Below are 18,872 nucleotides of genomic sequence, written 5' to 3'. Positions count from 1 at the left end.
AACGGGTCGTCGCCTCATGCAAGGTACGGTGCCTCAGGCAGCCAGCATCGCGTCGAGTTTGCCGGCGCGTTCCAGCGCGTGCAGGTCGTCGCAGCCACCGACATGAATGTCGTTGATGAAGATCTGCGGGAACGTCGTCCCACCGTGCGACTTGTCGATCATCACCTGCCGAACGTTCGGATCATAGGTGGCATCGTGCTCGAGGAAGGAAACGCCCTTGGTTTCGAGGAGTTTCTTTGCGGCCGAGCAATAGCCGCAGAACTGACGCGTATAAATGACCACCGAAGCCATGATCCTGAACCGCTCCTTTGCCGGCGACCGTGCCGGACATCTGATTGTCATATAAGACCGGATACGGCTCTTGCAAAGGTCAAAACCGTGACCGACCCGGCTCCCGCCCGCTTCAGCGCACGGGTCGCTGCGGCAACGGTTGCGCCGGTCGTATATACATCGTCGACGAGAACCACGCTTTTCCCACTGAGACCCGCCCTGCCGCTTTCCGAGACGGCGAAGGCGCCGCGGACGTTCTCCTCGCGGGCGCGCAACCCCAGGCGTACCTGCGGGCTCGTGCGCCGGATGCGCCTCAAGATGTCGGGCTGATACGGACGACCGGAGAGCTGCGCAATGGCTCGCGCCAACTCCGCCGACTGGTTGAACCGCCGCTTCCACAGCCGGAAGGCGTGCAGCGGCACGGGGATGATCGCGTCGGCGGAAGCGACGGCACCGTCGCTCGCCCGGATCATCCATGTCGCCATCATCGGCGCGAGATCCGTGCGGTCGCGATATTTCAGCCCGTGGACCAGATCGCGGGCAACGCCTTCATGGATCGCCACCGACCTTAACCGATCGAATGCAGGCGGATTGGCGATCGCCTCCGGTGACACCGCTCCGGCGCCGTGATCGACCGAAAACGGCATGCCGAGAATATCGCAATAGGGCCGTTCGATCAGCGGCAGCGTCGCCCAGCAGGAGGCGCAGACCGCGCGATGATCGCCGACCAGCCGGCCGCAACCGCAACAGACAGGTGGAAAGACGAGATCGACAAGCCCCAGTCCGAACCGTCTCAGCATGCCCGCGCGCCACGCCTGCGGAATACGCAACCTCTCCCATGCCATGCGGTTGACTTTGTGCCTCCGAAGGTCTCTTTGCTGCCCATCGCGGAGAGACTATCGTGGAAAAAATCTTTGACCAGAGCCTCGTCGAGGCGCACCGGGCAAGGGCGCTCAGAAACGCCGATCCGAAGGCCGGTTTTCTTCTCGACATCGTTGCCGAAGAGCTCGCCGAGCGTGTCGGCGTGGTCGAGCGTCATTTTGATCGCGCACTCGAACTTCACGGCTATACCGGAGAAACGGCCCGCCAACTGATGGCGACCGGCAAGATCGACGCCATCGAGCGCGTCGAGACCGACGCCCGCTTCAGCTCGACCGAGGCGCCGGTGACGATCGCCTCGCTCGAGGAAGTTCCGGCCGAACCGGAAAGCGTCAACCTGATCGTCTCGCCGCTGTCCCTGCATCTGACCAACGATACACCGGGCGCCTTCATCCAGGTGCGGCGGGCGCTAAAGCCCGATGGGTTGTTCCTCGCCGCCATCCCGGGCAGCGGCACGCTGCAGGAGCTGCGCGAAGCGCTTCTGGCTGCAGAGGCCGAGCTGACCGGCGGCGCCAGCCCGCGCGTCATTCCCTTCGCCGATGTCCGTGACGTCGGCGCTCTGCTCCAACGCGCCGGGTTCGCACTGCCGGTCACCGACACTGAAACCTACACGGTGCGCTACGATTCGCTGTTCGCGCTGATCCGCGACCTGCGCGCCATGGGTATGACCAGCCCGCTTTCGGCGCGCAGCCGCACGCCCGTTTCCAGGCGGTTCTTCCTCAGGGCTGCGGAAATTTACGCGGAGCGCTTCTCCGATCCGGACGGCCGCGTTCGCGCTACCTTCTCCATCATCTATCTGTCCGGCTGGGCGCCGCACGAAAGCCAGCAGAAGCCGCTGAAGCCGGGTTCAGCAAAGCAACGGCTTTCGGTAGCGCTTGGCACGAAGGAGCAGCCGCTCTAGGGCGGCATCCACCCCAGATCCGGTTTTAGTGCTTATGCGCTCGGGAACGCTGCGGCGAGCGAGTCGTAGACGTAGGTCAGGGCGTTGCCGATCTGGTTGGCCCCGAAGATTAAGCTGAGGGAGACGAGGGCGGCGATCAGCGCATACTCGATGGCGATGCCGCCGTCCGTGCCACCAAACAAGCGTCTAAGCGTTTCCATGCGTCCCCAGCCAGATTTGTGTTCAATCCGAATCGGACGCCAGCGCCAAACGGGCCGATGGCGTTCGCCTCAGCAGCCGCTCTTGCGGCCGTCGGCATCGATAATGCAAACCGCTCCGGGCATTTCCTGAAGGACGCTGCGCCGAACCGTGTAGCGCTTGGTGGTCCCCTTCGAAGGGATGGAGCCGGTGGAAATGTTGTCGTAATCGACGGGCGTGTTCGCCATGATGCGCTTGTCGGTCTTGGATGACAGCATGGGCGTCAGGATCAGCGTCAGCGCGATCACCGCCGTTCCGAACAACAGCGACAGATTGAGCACACCTGTCCGGCGGGACTGATTATTCATCAGATCCTTTTCCTGAACCGTGTTCCAGAAATCGTCGTCCACCATCCCAGCCTCACAAACGCGCAAAATACGGCGAACGCAAGCGCCCTTCCCAAGCTTGGTTCCACCGCACTGCCTGAAATCGATACGCCGTTGCCAACGATACGTACCAAAACTGAATTGGAGCTATCTTTGCGCCAGGGAGATAAACGATCGATTAATAATCAATCAGATTTCGGGTAGGTTCAGAGCAAATCCATAAGAAACGGGATAAGCGGTTCGTCTGCCGGCGGCATCGGAAAATCGCGCAGGGCCTTTGGCCGGACCCACTTGATCGCCTGGCCTTCCCGCCCGATCGCAACCCCTTCATAGCGGCGGCAGACATAGAGCGGCATCAGCAGATGGAAGTCGTCATAGGTGTGGCTGGCGAAGGTGAGCGGCGCCAGGCATGCGACCTTGGTGCGGATGCCGAGTTCTTCCTCAAGCTCGCGGATCAGGGTTTCCTCCGGCGTCTCGCCGGCTTCAACCTTGCCGCCCGGAAACTCCCATAGGCCGGCAAGCGATTTTCCTTCCGGCCGCTGCGCGAGCAGGATGCGACCATCGGAATCGACAAGCGCGCAGGCCGCGACAAGCACGATCTTCTTTCCGTTGGCATCCATGGCCTCAAGCTCCCGGCGTTCGATAGATGTAGCTGTAAACCTCGGAGAAACCGGCGCCGCGATAAAGCGCCATAGCCGCGCTGTTATCCGCTTCCACCTGCAGCCAGGCCTTCTTGGCTCCGCGCAGACGCGCCCAGCGCAGGCAGACGTCGAGCATCGCCTTGCCGACGCCCCGGCCACGGACCCGCTCGTCCACGGCAAACTGCATGATGCCGGCAAGATCGTTGTCCTGGACGACGAGCGCCACGGCCGTCGGCCCCATCTCGGCATCCTCGAACAGGAAGAGGCCACTCTCCGGCTTGATCGCGTTGATGATTTCGGCCAGCGCCGCCTTGCGCTTCGGATCGCTCTTCGCAATCCCGATGCACGCATCGACGAACCGGCCGACATCCTTGATCGGCAGATGATCGATGCCGTCACCGAACTCGCGCTCGACCAGGTCGACGCTCATGACCAGGCTGCGGCTGAACGCATTCCAGCCCTCGGCATCCATATGGGCGACAAGCTGCGGCGGCGTCAGCGGCGTCTGGCGCACAGTCAGCGGCCGGCCGTAGTCGGCAAAGCGCCGGGCAGCCTTTTCGAGACGGACCGGGATGTCGCGATAGTCGGACGGATCAAGCGGATTGACGGAATTCAGCCGCTTGGAATCATGGCCTGCATTGAGCCGGATCAGCCAGCTGCCATCATATTGCACGGACGCTGCCGGCCAGGCGCGGAAACCCACGGCCTCGAGACGGCGCACGTTTGGAAGATCCACCATTGCCACTTCCCCAGCTTCGGCCTGTGCCTTGCCCGCCACGGGCCGAATATCATTCGATGTCATCTTGCTACCTCTACGGCCTGGCGCGCTAGGCCGCTCACCATCACATAACCGGCGCCTCAGCTCCGGTAATCGCCGTTGATCTCGACATATTCCTTCGTCAGGTCGCAGGTATAGACAGTGGCCCGACCGGAACCGAGGCCGATTTCGACGCGGATCGTGATGTCCTCTTCCTTCATCACGGCCGTGGCCGCAGCTTCAGAATAGGTGGGATCGCGCTCCCCCTCGACGGCGACGCGCACGTCGCCGAACCAGATCGCCAGCCGGTCGCGCTCGGCCATTTCTCCGGACTTGCCGACGGCCATGACCACGCGGCCCCAGTTGGCGTCTTCACCGGCGACCGCCGTCTTGACGAGCGGCGAATTGGCGATCGAAAGCGCGATGCGCTTGGCGGCCGCATCATTCTCGGCGCCTTCGACAGTCACCTCGACCATCTTGCGAGCGCCTTCGCCGTCGCGCACCACCTGGAGCGCGAGATCGCGCAAAAGGTCGTTCAGTGCGGCGCGGAAGGCATTAAGACGCGGGTCGGCCGCATCGGAGATTGCCGGCTGGCCGTCGGCCGATGCCGCGCCCGTAGCGAACAGCATCAGCGTATCGGACGTCGAAGTGTCGCTGTCGACCGTGACCGAGTTGAAGGTCGGGCCGACGCCGGCCGACAGCAGGGCCTGCAGCGCCGAAGGCGCAATGTCGGCATCCGTGACCACGAAGGAGAGCATCGTCGCCATGTCGGGCGCGATCATGCCGGCGCCCTTGGAGATGCCGTTGATCGTCACCTTGACGTCGTCGATTTCGGCGCTGCGTGTCGCTACCTTCGGATAGGTATCCGTCGTCATGATCGCCTTGGCGGCTTCGAACCAGAAGTCCTCCTTGCCGGCAATAGCCAGATCGTCGAGCACGCCGGCAAACTTGGTCGCGTCCAAAGGCTCGCCGATGACGCCGGTCGACGCCAGGAAGACTTCACTCTCCGCGCAGCCGACAGCCTTTGCCGCCGACTTTGCCGTCAGTTCTGTCGCTTCGCGGCCCTTCTTGCCGGTGAAGGCATTGGCGTTGCCGGAGTTGACGACGACAGCGCGCGCGACACCGCCGGCAAGGTTCTTGCGGCAGAAATCGACAGGGGCCGAAGGGCACTTGGAACGGGTGAAGACACCGGCCACGACGGCCGGCCGGTCGAACACCATCATCAGCACGTCGGTGCGGTTCTTGTACTTGATGCCCGCGGCTGCGGTCGCCATGCGGACGCCGCGCACGGAGGGCATTTCGGCAAAGGTTTTCGGAGCGAGCGGAGAAACGGAGCCGGACATGGGAAACCTGCTGTGACGTGTTGGAGCCAAAGCATTTCCAAAAGAGCCTGGCGGCCTTCAGGAAATGCCTAAGAACAAGGATCCGGAGCGGTCTACAACCGAAACGGCTCCAGATCCATCTTGCGACAAATGCCCGAACGGTTTTCACCGCCGGGCATCGACAAAAAGCGGTGACGACAGGCCCTGCCAGTGGCAGGGCCCGCCGATCGAATTACTTGGCTTGTTGCGCTTCCTGCGCCTTGTTGGCCTCGTCATAGGCCTGCTTCAGCGCCGGGTCGGAAATTTCGACGCCTGCATCCTTCTTGGCTGCGGCAAGCAGCTCGACATACTTATCACGCATGACAAGCTGACGAACCTGCTGCTCGACCTGCTCGAGCGGCGGCGGAGCCTGCGGGCGCTTGTCTTCGACCAGGATTACGTGGAAGCCGAACTGCGTCTTGACCGGGGTCTTGGTGTAGGCGCCCTTCTCGAGAGCGAAGGCAGCCGTTTCGAATTCCGGCACCATGCGGCCCTTGGTGAAGTAGCCGAGGTCGCCGCCGTCGTTCTTGTTCGGATCGGTGGACTTCGCCTTGGCAAGCTCGACGAAGCTCTTGCCAGCGTCGAGTTCCTTGATGATTTCCTTGGCTTCGTCTTCCGTCTTGACCAGGATATGGCGGGCCTTCACTTCGTCCTGAACCGGAATGGCCGCGACTTCCTTGTCGTAGCGTGCCTTCACCTCTTCCTTGGTGATGGCGTCGACGACATGCTTCTTGAAGTAGGCGTTGTGAAGTTCGCGCTCGGTGAGGTACGCGACGCGCTGCTTGAAAGTGGCGTCGTCCTGCAGGCCTTCCTTCTCGGCCGTGGCGGAAAGAAGCTTAACGTCGATGATCGCCGACAGTGCCGCGGCGCGCTTCTGCTCTTCCGGCATCTGCTGCAGCTGCGGGTCGAGACCACCCAGAGCAAGATTGAGTTCGGACTGACGCACGTCCTCGCCGCCAACCTTGGCGACCACCGGATCGGCGTCTTCCGCCCGCGCGCCACCATGTACGGCCATCGCCGCAACCAGTGCCACGGCGGCCAGGGTTTTCAACTTGGTCATGCTCACTAACCTTTCACATTGGCCTTCGGCGCAATTGCCTGCAGCTTGTAGCGGCTGCACAACACCAGAATGTGGCGGTTCTGTAGCCGTCCGGCAGTGCAATTGCGTTGACATAATTCGACCCCCCTCTTATCTGTCACGCAACCTCGCGTCCAGAACAGTTTCCGGGCGTTTCACGGCATTGCGCGGTTTTCGCGGCGCGGCCATGAGACCCAAGGCAACAAAAATGAAAGGACCATTCGTATGGTCAGTCTCGGCGGCCTAGCCCGCAAGTTGTTTGGCTCCTCCAACGATCGCCGCGTGCGTGGCTACAAGGCACGGGTGGACGCCATCAACGCACTTGAAGCCGACATGAAGGCTTTGTCGGATGAGGCGCTCGCCGGCAAGACGGTGGAATTCCGCAAGCAGCTGGAAGAAGGCAAGACGCTCGACGACCTTCTGGTTCCGGCCTTTGCGGTCGCCCGCGAGGCGGCCCGCCGCGTGCTCGGCTTGCGCCCGTTCGACGTCCAGCTCATCGGCGGCATGATCCTGCACGAACGCGCCATCGCCGAAATGAAGACCGGTGAAGGCAAGACCCTCGTCGCGACGCTTCCAGTCTACCTCAACGCGCTCGCGAGCAAGGGCGTGCACGTCGTTACCGTCAACGACTACCTCGCCCAGCGCGACGCCGGCACCATGGACCGCATCTATAGCTTCCTCGGCATGACCACGGGCGTCATCGTCCACGGCCTGACCGACGAGCAGCGCAAAGCCGCCTATGCCTGCGACATCACTTATGCCACCAACAACGAGCTCGGCTTCGACTATCTGCGCGACAACATGAAGTACGAGCGCGGACAGATGGTCCAGCGCGGCCACTTCTTCGCCATCGTCGACGAAGTGGACTCGATCCTCGTCGACGAAGCGCGCACGCCGCTGATCATCTCCGGCCCGCTCGACGACCGCTCGGATCTCTACAACACAATCAACGAATTCATTCCGCTGCTTTCGGCTGAGGACTACGAGATCGACGAGAAGCAGCGCTCGGCCAACTTCTCCGAAGAAGGCACCGAGAAGCTCGAAAACCTGCTGCGCGAGGCGGGCCTGCTCAAGGGTGAATCGCTCTACGACATCGAAAACGTCGCAATCGTCCACCACGTCAACAATGCGCTCAAGGCCCACAAGCTGTTCCAGCGCGACAAGGACTACATCGTTCGCAACGGCGAGATCGTCATCATCGACGAATTCACCGGCCGCATGATGCCGGGCCGCCGTTATTCGGAAGGCCAGCACCAGGCGCTCGAAGCCAAGGAAAAGGTGCAGATCCAGCCAGAGAACCAGACGCTCGCATCGATCACCTTCCAGAACTACTTCCGCATGTACTCCAAGCTCGGCGGCATGACCGGTACGGCCTCCACCGAAGCGGAAGAATTCGGCAACATCTACGGCCTGGAAGTCGTTGAAGTTCCGACCAATCTGCCGATCAAGCGTATCGACGAGGATGACGAGGTCTACCGTACGCAGGGCGAAAAGCTGAACGCCATCATCGACGAGATCAAGTCGGCACACGAGCGCGGCCAGCCGATGCTGGTCGGCACGACGTCGATCGAAAAGTCCGAGCAGTTGGCCGACCTTCTGAAGAAGTCCGGCTTTGCCAACTTCCAGGTTCTCAACGCCCGCTACCACGAGCAGGAAGCCTTCATCGTCGCCCAGGCCGGCGTGCCCGGCGCCGTCACGATCGCCACCAACATGGCCGGTCGCGGCACCGATATCCAGCTCGGCGGCAACGTCGACATGCGCATCCAGCAGGAGCTCTCGGAAGTTGAGCCCGGCCCCGAGCGCGAACAGCGCGAACAGGCGATCCGCGCCGAAGTGCAGCAGCTGAAGGAAAAAGCGCTGGCCGCGGGCGGGCTTTACGTTCTCGCTACCGAGCGCCACGAAAGCCGCCGCATCGACAACCAGCTTCGCGGCCGTTCCGGCCGTCAGGGCGACCCGGGTCGATCGAAGTTCTACCTGTCGCTCCAGGACGACCTGATGCGCATCTTCGGCTCCGACCGCATGGACGGTATGCTGCAGAAGCTGGGCCTCAAGGAAGGTGAGTCGATCATCCATCCGTGGATCAACAAGGCTCTCGAACGCGCCCAGAAGAAGGTTGAAGCCCGCAACTTCGACATCCGCAAGAACCTTCTGAAGTACGACGACGTTCTCAACGATCAGCGCAAGGTGATCTTCGAGCAGCGCATCGAGCTGATGGATGCCGAAAGTGTCACCGAAACCGTGACCGACATGCGCACCGAAGTCGTCGAAGACATGGTCAGCAAGCGCATTCCCGAGAAGGCCTATGCCGAGCAGTGGGACGTCGCGGGCCTCAGGGCCGACGTGCAGCAATACCTCAATCTCGACCTGCCGATCACCGAATGGGCTGCCGAGGAAGGCATCGACGAAGCCGATATTCTCGAGCGCGTCATGACCGCTGCCGAAAAGGAAGCCGCCGACCGTGCCGAACGCTTCGGTCCGGAGATCATGCAGTATGTCGAACGCTCGGTCGTGCTGCAGACGCTCGACCATCTGTGGCGCGAGCACATCGTCAACCTCGATCACCTGCGTTCGGTCATCGGCTTCCGCGGCTACGCCCAGCGCGATCCGCTGCAGGAATACAAATCCGAAGCCTTCGAGCTGTTCCAGGCCCTGCTCGGCAACCTGCGCCAGGCCGTGACCGCACAGCTCATGCGCGTCGAGCTGGTGCGCGAAGCAGCCGAAGCGCCGCAGCCGGCTCCGCCTGTCATGCATGGCCACCATATCGATCCGCTCACCGGCGAGGACGATTTCGGCGACGGCACGCTGCTGGCCGCCCCACCAGTGCAGCGAGACGCAACCAACCCATTGTCCTGGGGCAAGGTCTCGCGTAACGAGCTCTGCCCCTGCGGTTCGGGCAAGAAGTACAAGCACTGCCACGGCATCTACGAGGCATAAGCCAGCCGCGGAATGCAGGTACTGTCTGCGCCCCCCTGCCCTTCAGAAATGCCGCCTCCGGGCGGCATTTTCGTTTCCTGGAGCCTGTTTGCTAGCGATCGCACGCCCTGGCGTGGGCAATCAGGTTTTCGAGCGCGCGAATGCCGGTGCTGTTGATATGGCGGCGACCGAGCGTGGCGTTGATACGAAGTGCGAGGTCTTGCGCGTCGGAAGCTTTCAGGTCGTCCAGCCGCTCGATGCCGACCTCCGGGAGATCGCCGACCATGCGCGGCCAATCGATTTCGCCTGCATAATCCGCTGCCGCTCGCTGTCCTCAATCGGCATGGTTGCCCCCATTCCTTCAACCGCGCTGCACCCTTTGTTAACGCTGTTCTGGCAGTACTGAAACCCTGTATTGCGTAATCTCAGGGTGTTCTCGTGTTCATGGCGGTATGTCAAACGGCCGGACGAATGCTGCCGTCGGCACTGAGACACCGCCTGTCCGCAATAATCGCCGGGCTTCTCCCCATCCTGACCAGTTCGGACGCCAAGAACGCCGCGCGCCGCATGGCGCTCGTCGCCTTTTCGGTTCGCATCGTCAGCGCCGCCATCGCCTTTCTGTCTCAGATCATCCTCGCGCGGCTGATGGGCGAGTTCGAATATGGCATCTTCGTCTTCGTCTGGGTGCTGGTCATCCTGTTCGGCAGCCTCTCCTGCGTCGGCTTCCACTCGGTCGTCATCCGCTTCCTGCCGGAATACCAGGCGTCGGCCGCCATGGACGAAATCCGCGGCGTGACGACGACGGTACGTGTCTTCGCACTTTCCTCCGCCACCACGGTCGCCGTCCTCGGCCTTGCCGGCCTCTGGTTCTTTTCCGGGCACATCGAGGCCTATTACCTTGTGCCCCTCTATCTCGGCCTCTTCACCCTGCCGATGATCTCGCTGGGCGACGTCATGGACGGAACGGCGCGTGCCCATGGCTGGCCGATTGCCGCGATGAGCCCCACCTTCATCATCCGGCCGCTGCTCGTGCTCGTTTTCATGGTGCTCGCCGTCACCACCGGCGCGCCCCACACCGCGCAAACCGCCATGATGGCAGCCATGGCCGCGGCCTATGTCACCAGTGTCTCGCAGTTTCTCGCGCTCACCTACCGTCTTCGCTCGCGCTATGTTCCGGGACCGCGACGCATCGAGCTTCGCCGTTGGCTCAAGGTCTCGATCCCCGTCTTCCTGGTCGATGGCTTCGGCTTCCTGCTGACCAATTCCGATGTGGTGATCGTCGGCCTCTACCTGGAGCCGGACGACGTCGCGATCTATTTCGCTGCCGCCAAGACCATGGCGCTTGTGCATTTCGTCATGTTCGCGGTCAAGGCAGCCGCGGGCCCGCGCGTCTCCAACGCGATGGCCCGCGATCCCGGCCACATCCCTGGCATCGCGATCGAAAGCGCCCGCTGGGCCTTCTGGCCATCGCTTCTGGTCGGCGCGCTGGTGCTACTGGCAGGGCCGTTCCTGCTTTCGCTCTTCGGCCCGGCCTTCGTCACCGGGCTGCCGCTGATGATGGTGCTTTTCGCGGGCATCCTCGCCAAGGCTTTCGTCGGCCCGGCCGAAACGCTGCTGACGATGGCCGGCCAGCAGACGCTGTGCGTGATCCTCTACGCCGGCGCGCTGGTGGTCAACATCGCACTCAACCTCAGCCTCATCCCTCTTTTCGGACTGAACGGTGCTGCTTTTGCAACCGCTGGTGCTATGTTCGTAGAGGCGATGCTGCTGCACCTCGCCGTCCGGCGTACCTTCGGCTTTGCGCTCTTTGCCTTCGCAAGAGCGCGGGCCGGCAATGAAAACAACGGGGCTGTCCATCCATGATCGGCAATACCAATCTTCCGAGCGATGCAAACAGCCGGGCCGCACGGGTTCTCGGCGGTCTGGCGCAGGACGGCGAAAGCGGACCGACCGCAGAGCATCTGATCGAGGTCGGACGTCCCGGACGGCATCTTGCCATCTATCCGGCAAGGGCCGGCTACGAGTTGCAGCGCGAACTCGACTTTCTGTCGAACCGGGCGCTGGAGCCGAACGTCTTCTTCACCGGACGCTTCCTGGCGCCGGCCATGCCACGCCTGGAAGAGCGAGTCATCCGGCTCGCGATCATGCGCGACAACGACGAGCGCCGCAGCCGGCTGCGTTTCCTGATGCCGTTCTCGATCGAAAAGCCCGGCTTCTCGATCGGCGCGCCGATCATTCGCGCCTGGTCGAACCCGTTCGGACCACTGGGCGTGCCACTGCTCGACGCCGAGGATGCGGCCGAGACCATCGACAACTTGTTCGAAGCCTTTGCCGCGCCGGCAACCGGGCTGCCCTCGATCCTGGTGCTGCCCGACATGCGGCTCAACGGCAAGGTCGCCCGCCTCACCCGCGCCGTCGCCATCGGCCGCAACCTGCCTCTGACGGTGACGGACACCTTCAGCCGGCCGATGCTCGAAAGCCTGCTCGACGGCCCGACCTATCTGCGCAAGGCAATCAGCCCGGCGCATTTCCGCGAGCTGCGGCGGCAGTGGAACAATCTCGAAAAAGAGGGCGAGCTCGTCTATTCGGTCGCCCGTCAGCCCGCCGACGTCCGCCTGCGCATGGAGGAATTCCTGGCGCTGGAAGCATCCGGCTGGAAGGGCAAGGCGCGCAGCGCCATGGTGCTCGACCGCTTCCGGGCCGCCTTTGCCCGCGAGGCGATCACCAATCTGGCCGACGGCGACAGCGTGCGCATCCACACGCTCGATCTCGACGGCAAGGCGATCGCCTCGATGGTCGTCTTCCTGATGTCGGGCGAGGCCTATACCTGGAAGACGGCCTATGACGAGCGCTATGCCAGGTTTTCGCCGGGCAAACTGCTTCTCGCCGAACTGACGGAATGGCATCTCGACGACGCCAACATCGCCCGCTCCGATTCCTGCGCGGTGCCGGACCACCCGATCATGAGCCGTTTCTGGCAGGAGCGCGAAGACATGGGCACGATGGTGATCGGCCTGCAGCAGACCCGAGACCGCGAAGTGCGCCAGGTGGCAGCCCAGCTCCACCTCTATCGCAACACCCGCAACATGGCGCGGATCCTGCGCGACAAGATCAAGGCGCTTGCCGGACGCTAGAGCGGGATGAGGAAAAAGCGTGCGCCGTTTTCCGCCCGCATCCCGCTCCAGCCAATTCAAATCAATCGCGCGGCGGCCGAGGGACTACGACGCTTCGGAAACCTCGATCGCCCCACGCGCTTCCGCCGCCGCCTGCTCGCGCAGGAACCGCCTGATCACCTTGCCCGAGGTCGTCAGCGGCAGGCTGTCGACGAAGGCGATCTCGCGCGGATACTCGTGCATCGAGAGCCGGGTCTTCACCCACTCGCGGATGGAGGTTGCCACGCGCGCGTCGCCAACGACGCCCGGCCGTAGCACGACATAGGCCTTGACGATCTCGGTGCGCACCGGATCGGGCTTGCCGACAGCGGCGGCCAATTGCACGTCCGGATGGCCGGCGAGGCAATCCTCGATCTCGCCCGGGCCGATGCGATAGCCCGACGAGGTGATGACGTCGTCGTCACGCCCGAAGAAGGTGAAATAGCCCTCCTCGTCCATCACGCCCTGATCGCCTGTCGTCATCCAGTCGCCGATGAACTTCTTCTCCGTCGCCGCCGCGTTGCCCCAGTAGCCGAGGAACATCACCGGGTCCGGCCGCTTCACCGCCACCTGCCCGACGCTGCCGGCCGGCAGTTCGCGGCCTTCGCCGTCGATGATCGCCACCCGGTGGCCGGGTGCGGCCTTGCCCATCGACCCCGGCTTGACGACGCCGAGATCGGCGGCTGACGAAATGACGATGTTGCACTCGGTCTGGCCGTAGAACTCGCTGACCTCGAGACCGAGCGCCGCCTTTGCCCATTCATAGGTCTCGCGGCCGAGGGACTCGCCAGCCGAGCCGATGGTTCGGAGATTAAGCCGATAGCGCTCGCGCGGATTCTCGACCGCCTTCATCAGCCTGAGCGCCGTCGGCGGAATGAACGCATTGCGCACGTCCATTTCTTCCAGGATGCGAAAGGCAGTATGCGGGTCGAACTTCTGCGCCGGCGACGATACGACGGGTACGCCGTGCAGCAGCGACGGTAACAGCGCGTTGAGCAGCCCTCCCGCCCAGGCCCAGTCGGCCGGCGTCCACATGCGGTCACCCGGCTGCGGCAGGAAGTGATGGTGAAACTCGAAGCCCGGCAGATGGCCGAGCAGCACCCGGTGCCCGTGCAGTGCCCCCTTCGGCGGCCCTGTCGTGCCTGACGTATAGATCATCAAGGCCGGATCGTCGGGGCCGGTATCGGCCGCAACAAAGCCAGAGGGATCACCCGACGCCAAGTCAGAGAAGACAATCGTGCCCGGACGCGGCTGATCATCCGCCAGCACCACCAGCCGCAAGTCAGGCAGCCGCTCACGGATCGCCGCGATGCGTTCATAGCCAAAGCCGTTGGTGATGACAGCCGCCACGCCGGCGTCGCGCAGCCGGTATTCGAGCGCCTCGACGCCGAAGAGCAGTGCCAGCGGCAGCGCGATGGCACCGTGCTTATAGATCGCTGCATGGGCAATCGCCGTCTCGAACCCCTGCGGCAACAGGATCGCCACCCGTTCGCCGGGCATGATACCCTCCCGCGTCAGCCCCTTGGCAAAGGCCGAGGATTGCCGGGCGAATTGACGATAGGTCAGCGATTGATGCGTACCGCCAGGATCGAAATGCTGGAGACAGACACGCTCCGGCGCCCGCTCAGCCCAGGCGTCGCTGACGGCAACGCCGATATTGAACTTTTCCGGAATCTGCCAGCGGAAGGCGCGGTAGAGTTCGTCGTAGGTCTCTATTCTCGGTAACATGACGCTGCCATGACAGTTTTGTGCTGCAGCGCAACTAACACCTTCGCAAGCGACAGTTCAATGACTGCGGCGGCGTTCAGGCATGTCGGACTATGGATGTGAAGAAAGTGTATGTGGTGGTGCCCCATGCCGGAGCGAGGTAAGAGTCCAAAATCAATCGCTTGCCGTTTTGCGGGACACGCTGGCAAATCGTCATTTGGTTATCTTTTTCGCCGCTCGTGTCTCACGACAATTCCTCCCTCGTACGTTGCTTACGACACGCCATCTGATATCAAGGATTGGGGAAGTTCGAGGGACAGGGCATGCTGAGTGCGTTGAAGCACAAGGTTTACACATCGCCGTTTCTGAAGACAGCGATCTCACTTACGGCCTCGATCCTAATCGGGATCTTCTCAAACACCTTCGTGAGCGACATCACGGCCTCTGGCCACGTGGACTGGTCTTCGACGTATCGGTCGACATCGTTCTACCTGCTGGTGGTATCTGCCGGTGCAACCCTTCTTTTTCATAAGTGGCTGCATGCGTTTGAAACGGAGATCCAGAACTTCCGAGACACAGAGTATTGCCGTGCGTATGCACTAAGCCGGCTCCTCCCCGAACAGATCGAGAAATCTCGCCAGAAGATAAAAGACGGCGAAACCGGCGAGTTCCAAGCGGCGATGAGAGAAATTCAGAAGGTTCTCAAATGAGATACATCGTCACGCCGGATTTTTCCAAGACCGTTATTTCGACACCCGAGGCCATACCGACCGTTGGCAACTTCATTCGGTTGGTGGAGGGCTCAACGAAGGACGAGCTTCTGAGTCATCGACATGTTTCCGTCGTTGCGGATGGCGTGCTGTATACGTTTCAAGAAGACGGAACGAAGATCTTCTTCTCGTTTGGGACCGATGACAGCGGCGAATACCTGCTAGCCGCTGATTTGGTGGCGCTCACCCCCGCAAGCCCACTGCAGAACCCGTCGCCCCGCGCGCGCGATCCTCAGCGAGATCGCTCGGTGAATCCAAACCATAACTTCCAAATAAACCCGAAACACAACATCAAACTAAACCCGAAATACAACACGCAGCTAAACCCTAAATATAATGTTCAAATCAACCCAAAATATAACACGCAGATAAATCCCAGATACAACTCGCGGATAAACTACAAATTAAATCCGTCTATAAATCCAAGGCTCAACCCGTCTATTGATCCGCAACGGAATTGGTCAATTAATCCATCTAGGAATAAGGCGCTACCCGGCCCATTCATCTACGATCTTCGAGCGAAGCAAGAAGGTTTCACTGTCAAAGCGAGCGATAGCGTCGTATTGATTTTTTCCATGAGTGCAGTCCTCAGAAGGATCGCTGTCGAAAACGGCATCGGTGGCTACGTCGTCTTTGACCTCGATAATGTCTGGAGAGAGCATTGGGTACGGCACCCGTCGGAAGGTTACCTGTGCTTCAGTGAAATGAATGAATGGGTTGGGTTCGTAGTCAATTAATGATGCCCCGAGGCGGGCCACCTGAAGAGCACAAAATCAATAACTTACACGAAGGCTGGACACTCAACCGTCCAGCCTTTTCATTATGTTTTTCCTCAACAGTGTCCAGCCGCCGAGGTACCGTTCCCAGGGGGCTTTACGACCGTCGCGACTCCCTGCGAACATGAGTGGCCCCTACAACCGATTCTGAGTCTGACAGGTGAACACAACGGTCGATACCTTTCTCCAGATGCCCATTGATCTGAACGGCGTGATGGTGCCGGCAAGGTCGATCAGCAACGTCTTTTCTCGCTACGTGACCAACCTGGTCGTTCACAATGACGATCCGACGTTCCTGCTCTCCCTTCGTGGATCGGCCACGCCGATCGTCTTTGAAGGACGCTATTTTCTGGCGTGCTGCAGCCATCAATTGAAGGGCATCGAGTACGATCGCGTGGCGCTGCTGGAAGAAGACGGCACCCACCTCGTGACTTCGGCCGGCGTGCGGCATTTCATTACCAAGACGGATTCCGACTATTCCGACTTGGCAATTTTCGACTTTTCGGAGCCATGTCGCGAACACCCTGATCTTCGGCGCCGCTTTTTTCCCTTCCGGGACATCCCTCCCTATGCCCCGAACACCGACACCATCTTCTTGCAGGTCACGGGCTACCCCTCATCAGTGCAAGACTACGATGTAGATGAAGAAACAAAACGGCTTGGATTTAAGAAGTACAAGGTTATCTGCGATCTCGACGGTCAACCTGCCGACCCGGCGCTGATGAGGCTGAGGGCCGCTGAACCGCTTTCGATAGACCCTGACGGCATGAGTGGAGGTTCGGCCTTCACGGTGCAAATGGTCAACGGTCGACCAAAGGCCTACCTGGCCGGCATGACGACACGCGCTGGTCGCGAGCACATCCACATTCTGAAGAGCGGCTACATCGTGTCGCTTCTCCGCGCGATCCTTGATGGTCGCCGCGAGGCCTAGTCCGCCAGCTCGTAAAGCCTGGTCTTAGGGCTCCGCTTCGTAACTCCCTTGAACGATGGGTGGCGAAGTCGCTTGTCTTCCGTCCACGCACGATATTCGACGTCCGCGACCAGCACCGGTTCGGTGAAGACGGCACCCTTCCGCGAAAGCTTTACCGCAGGAGTGGTGGTCACCAGCGTTTCAAGCACCTTCCGCAGCTCGCGAGATAATTCATCAGTCCATCCGGTTCCGACGCCGCCCACATAGGCAAGCCCTTTTCCCTCTCTCGCGGCAAGCAGCAGCCGGCCGAGGCGGCCGGGCATCGTCGACGGCTCATAGCCAACGATCACGAACGTGTCGCGGCGCACACATTTGATCTTCAGCCATTCCGGCCGGCGTCCGACCCGATAGGGCATGTCCCGGCGCTTGGCGATAATTCCTTCGAGGCCCAGATCGCACGCAACCCGGAAGAACTCGGCGCCATCGGCATCCACCTCCTCAGAGAGACGGATCGCCCCGTTGCGGTCCGTGAGAAGCTGTTCAAGCACCTGCCGCCGCTCGGCATAAGGCAGCCGGCGCAAGTCGCGCCCGTCGAGATAGAGAAGATCAAAAGCAAAGAGGAGGATTTCGCCAGGACCATGCACGCCCGGCCGGCGGCCAAGAGCGCGCTGCAGCAAGCCGAAGTCGGATCGGCCCTTCTCGTCGAGCACGACGGCCTCGCCGTCGATGATCGCAGTGGTGGCGCAAAGGGTAGGCGCATCAGCTGCAATGGCGGGAAAGCGGCTGGTCCAGTCGTGGCCGCCGCGTGTCAGGATGCGGACGTGGCCCGGCTCGATATGGAGGGCGGCACGATAGCCGTCCCATTTTACCTCGAAGCCCCAGCCCGGGCTTTTCGGTGGCGCGTCGACGAGCGTGGCAAGGCACGGATCAACGCGGTTCGGCATAGGATCTGCCGGCGGCGTAAGAGGTGGTTTCTTAGGCGACGTTTTAGCCATCACGCATTAACGCATGAAACAGCGAAAACGTCGCGCCTCATCACCGCTGCATTGGGGCTACCGCGAAACCGTTGAAATGCCTGTTGCCGCAGCGCTTGCAGAACAGCTTCGCCTCTAGCGGCTTCATGCGCTGCTTCGCGCCGAACCGATGCACAAGCCTGTAGCGATCGATATAGCCGACGTGATCGCACTTGAAGCAGTTGCCGTAGAGGACAAACCACTCCTGCAAATCTCCGAGCGTCATGCGGATGTACCGCTTCGCCTCTGTGTCAACCGGGCGCACCATGGCGCCAGCCTATCACCAGAACGAAATAGGAACAAATACCTAAAACAGTGGGAAGCGACGCGAATCTCGCTTGATCCGGCAATTTCTAGTCGCGTAACGTGCTCTACCGATAATCGCAGGAAGAGACGAAACATGCCGCTACCGCAGTCGCTTGAACGAGGCCTCAGTAAAATTGAACGTGACGTCACTGCGCTGGGAAAAATGATCCAGGACGCCCGTAACGATTCACAAAAAGCCGACCTTGAAGTGGAAATTGGAGACCTCGTCGTAAACGTTCACCTCCTGCTGGATAAGGTGATGAACGCGATCTACGACAAGTTTGGGCCAAATGATGGGAAGAAACCGCACATCTACTTCCCCTGTTTTGAGACAGAACAGAAATTCGACGACAAGCTGAAACAGACAAAACTCAACGGCATCCCTCCCGAACTGAGAGATGTCCTTTTATCTTGTCAGCCCTTCGAGATCGACACTTCCGGTTGGTGGCCGACACTCTATCGCCTCTCGCAAAAGCGCCATGAAGCCTACCCTCAGGTCGAGATGAAGAAAAGGCAGAGCATTAGCCACGGAGGCCAAGACCTATACATCAAAAAGATGGTCATTGGGTCTGGAGGGATCGAGCACTTTGAGGGACAGGCTTGGAACCAAACCACAGGCCTTCCAGAGCCAGTGCGTTTTACTTTCACTCGGGAAACCATGAAAGAGTTGGCAGGGACCGGGAAAGACCCCGCCGAGTTCTTGTCATTGGCGGCCCAAGAAACCCACCGCCTCGTTAAGAAAATCGGCTGGAGTTGCCCCCAAAAGACCGGACATGCTCAGGCTTGAGATTGCGAGCTGATGAACTCGCGCGGGGATTGATATCCTAAAGCGCTGTGCGGGTGAAGATTGTTGTAATGCTCGAACCAGAACGGCA

21 protein-coding genes are annotated in these 18,872 nt (G+C 61.2%); 9 read left to right on the top strand and 12 right to left on the bottom strand.

What is annotated here, in order from left to right:
* Window positions 1–33: 33 nt before the first annotated feature.
* Window positions 34–291, bottom strand: coding sequence for a glutaredoxin 3 (gene grxC / locus IB272_RS33445; protein ID WP_034797718.1), 258 nt, complete (start codon window positions 289–291; stop codon window positions 34–36).
* Window positions 292–338: 47 nt separating this feature from the next.
* On the bottom strand, window positions 339–1,070 hold the full coding sequence (locus IB272_RS33440; RefSeq protein ID WP_234798704.1) for a ComF family protein: 732 nt from the start codon (window positions 1,068–1,070) through the stop codon (window positions 339–341).
* A gap of 101 nt (window positions 1,071–1,171) precedes the next feature.
* Between IB272_RS33440 and IB272_RS33435 the strand changes: the two genes are divergently transcribed.
* Complete coding sequence (locus IB272_RS33435; RefSeq protein WP_060584446.1) at window positions 1,172–2,050, top strand: methyltransferase domain-containing protein; 879 nt, start codon at window positions 1,172–1,174, stop codon at window positions 2,048–2,050.
* Between the two features lie 32 nt (window positions 2,051–2,082).
* Here IB272_RS33435 and IB272_RS33430 read toward each other — a convergent pair whose 3' ends face one another.
* The 6 genes from IB272_RS33430 to IB272_RS33405 form a co-directional block, all read right to left on the bottom strand.
* Window positions 2,083–2,250 carry a Flp family type IVb pilin gene (locus tag IB272_RS33430; protein WP_082566310.1) on the bottom strand — a complete coding sequence of 56 codons (168 nt, stop codon included), beginning with the start codon at window positions 2,248–2,250 and terminating at the stop codon, window positions 2,083–2,085.
* 69 nt (window positions 2,251–2,319) lie between these two features.
* Window positions 2,320–2,640, bottom strand: coding sequence for a hypothetical protein (locus tag IB272_RS33425; protein WP_034797725.1), 321 nt, complete (start codon window positions 2,638–2,640; stop codon window positions 2,320–2,322).
* Window positions 2,641–2,819: 179 nt separating this feature from the next.
* Window positions 2,820–3,233 (bottom strand): 8-oxo-dGTP diphosphatase MutT, encoded by a 414-nt coding sequence (mutT, locus tag IB272_RS33420; RefSeq protein ID WP_060518377.1) that lies wholly within the window; start codon window positions 3,231–3,233, stop codon window positions 2,820–2,822.
* Window positions 3,234–3,237: 4 nt separating this feature from the next.
* Window positions 3,238–3,993, bottom strand: a complete 756-nt coding sequence (locus tag IB272_RS33415; protein ID WP_090299875.1) for a GNAT family N-acetyltransferase — start codon at window positions 3,991–3,993, stop codon at window positions 3,238–3,240.
* Window positions 3,994–4,112: 119 nt separating this feature from the next.
* Window positions 4,113–5,354 carry a bifunctional glutamate N-acetyltransferase/amino-acid acetyltransferase ArgJ gene (gene argJ, locus IB272_RS33410; RefSeq protein WP_060584445.1) on the bottom strand — a complete coding sequence of 414 codons (1,242 nt, stop codon included), beginning with the start codon at window positions 5,352–5,354 and terminating at the stop codon, window positions 4,113–4,115.
* 211 nt (window positions 5,355–5,565) lie between these two features.
* Window positions 5,566–6,432: a peptidylprolyl isomerase gene (locus IB272_RS33405; RefSeq protein WP_034797733.1), complete on the bottom strand. Its 867-nt coding sequence runs from the start codon at window positions 6,430–6,432 to the stop codon at window positions 5,566–5,568.
* A 243-nt stretch (window positions 6,433–6,675) separates the two neighbouring features.
* Here IB272_RS33405 and secA point away from each other — a divergent pair, with 243 nt between their 5' ends.
* The 4 genes from secA (at window position 6,676) to IB272_RS33385 (ending at window position 12,497) form a co-directional block, all read left to right on the top strand.
* Window positions 6,676–9,384 carry a preprotein translocase subunit SecA gene (gene secA / locus IB272_RS33400; protein WP_060584443.1) on the top strand — a complete coding sequence of 903 codons (2,709 nt, stop codon included), beginning with the start codon at window positions 6,676–6,678 and terminating at the stop codon, window positions 9,382–9,384.
* A gap of 88 nt (window positions 9,385–9,472) precedes the next feature.
* Window positions 9,473–9,769 (top strand): hypothetical protein, encoded by a 297-nt coding sequence (locus tag IB272_RS33395; protein WP_192445817.1) that lies wholly within the window; start codon window positions 9,473–9,475, stop codon window positions 9,767–9,769.
* Between the two features lie 65 nt (window positions 9,770–9,834).
* On the top strand, window positions 9,835–11,226 hold the full coding sequence (locus tag IB272_RS33390; RefSeq protein WP_060584441.1) for a lipopolysaccharide biosynthesis protein: 1,392 nt from the start codon (window positions 9,835–9,837) through the stop codon (window positions 11,224–11,226).
* Window positions 11,223–12,497: a GNAT family N-acetyltransferase gene (locus IB272_RS33385; protein WP_034797746.1), complete on the top strand. Its 1,275-nt coding sequence runs from the start codon at window positions 11,223–11,225 to the stop codon at window positions 12,495–12,497. Before IB272_RS33390 ends, IB272_RS33385 begins: the two co-directional genes overlap by 4 nt.
* An 84-nt stretch (window positions 12,498–12,581) precedes the next feature.
* Here the strand turns inward: IB272_RS33385 and IB272_RS33380 are convergent, their stop codons facing one another.
* Entirely contained in the window at window positions 12,582–14,243 is a 1,662-nt protein-coding gene (locus IB272_RS33380; RefSeq protein WP_060584439.1) for an AMP-binding protein, read from the bottom strand.
* A 302-nt stretch (window positions 14,244–14,545) separates the two neighbouring features.
* Here IB272_RS33380 and IB272_RS33375 point away from each other — a divergent pair, with 302 nt between their 5' ends.
* The 3 genes from IB272_RS33375 (at window position 14,546) to IB272_RS33365 (ending at window position 16,699) form a co-directional block, all read left to right on the top strand.
* Entirely contained in the window at window positions 14,546–14,932 is a 387-nt protein-coding gene (locus tag IB272_RS33375) for a hypothetical protein (RefSeq protein WP_192445816.1), read from the top strand.
* Entirely contained in the window at window positions 14,929–15,729 is an 801-nt protein-coding gene (locus tag IB272_RS33370; RefSeq protein WP_192445815.1) for a hypothetical protein, read from the top strand. The genes IB272_RS33375 and IB272_RS33370 overlap by 4 nt, the downstream gene beginning before the upstream one ends.
* A 199-nt stretch (window positions 15,730–15,928) precedes the next feature.
* Entirely contained in the window at window positions 15,929–16,699 is a 771-nt protein-coding gene (locus IB272_RS33365; RefSeq protein WP_192445814.1) for a hypothetical protein, read from the top strand.
* Here the strand turns inward: IB272_RS33365 and ligD are convergent.
* Both ligD and IB272_RS33355 read right to left on the bottom strand, forming a co-directional pair.
* Complete coding sequence (ligD, locus tag IB272_RS33360; protein ID WP_192445813.1) at window positions 16,696–17,673, bottom strand: non-homologous end-joining DNA ligase; 978 nt, start codon at window positions 17,671–17,673, stop codon at window positions 16,696–16,698. The genes IB272_RS33365 and ligD overlap by 4 nt on opposite strands.
* Before the next feature lie 40 nt (window positions 17,674–17,713).
* Complete coding sequence (locus IB272_RS33355; protein ID WP_192445812.1) at window positions 17,714–17,959, bottom strand: hypothetical protein; 246 nt, start codon at window positions 17,957–17,959, stop codon at window positions 17,714–17,716.
* 132 nt (window positions 17,960–18,091) lie between these two features.
* On the opposite strand from IB272_RS33355, the gene IB272_RS33350 reads away from it, so the two are divergent.
* Window positions 18,092–18,784 carry a hypothetical protein gene (locus IB272_RS33350; RefSeq protein WP_192445811.1) on the top strand — a complete coding sequence of 231 codons (693 nt, stop codon included), beginning with the start codon at window positions 18,092–18,094 and terminating at the stop codon, window positions 18,782–18,784.
* Here the strand turns inward: IB272_RS33350 and IB272_RS33345 are convergent.
* The coding region (locus IB272_RS33345) for an integrase core domain-containing protein (protein ID WP_192444694.1) at window positions 18,775–18,872 on the bottom strand (98 nt) is incomplete at its 5' end. The genes IB272_RS33350 and IB272_RS33345 overlap by 10 nt on opposite strands.

The organism is Ensifer sp. ENS08, from assembly GCF_014852195.1.
GTDB lineage: Bacteria > Pseudomonadota > Alphaproteobacteria > Rhizobiales > Rhizobiaceae > Ensifer > Ensifer adhaerens.
The sequence above is the reverse complement of the archived record's forward strand: the minus strand, read 5'-3'. Positions and strand labels throughout refer to the sequence as shown.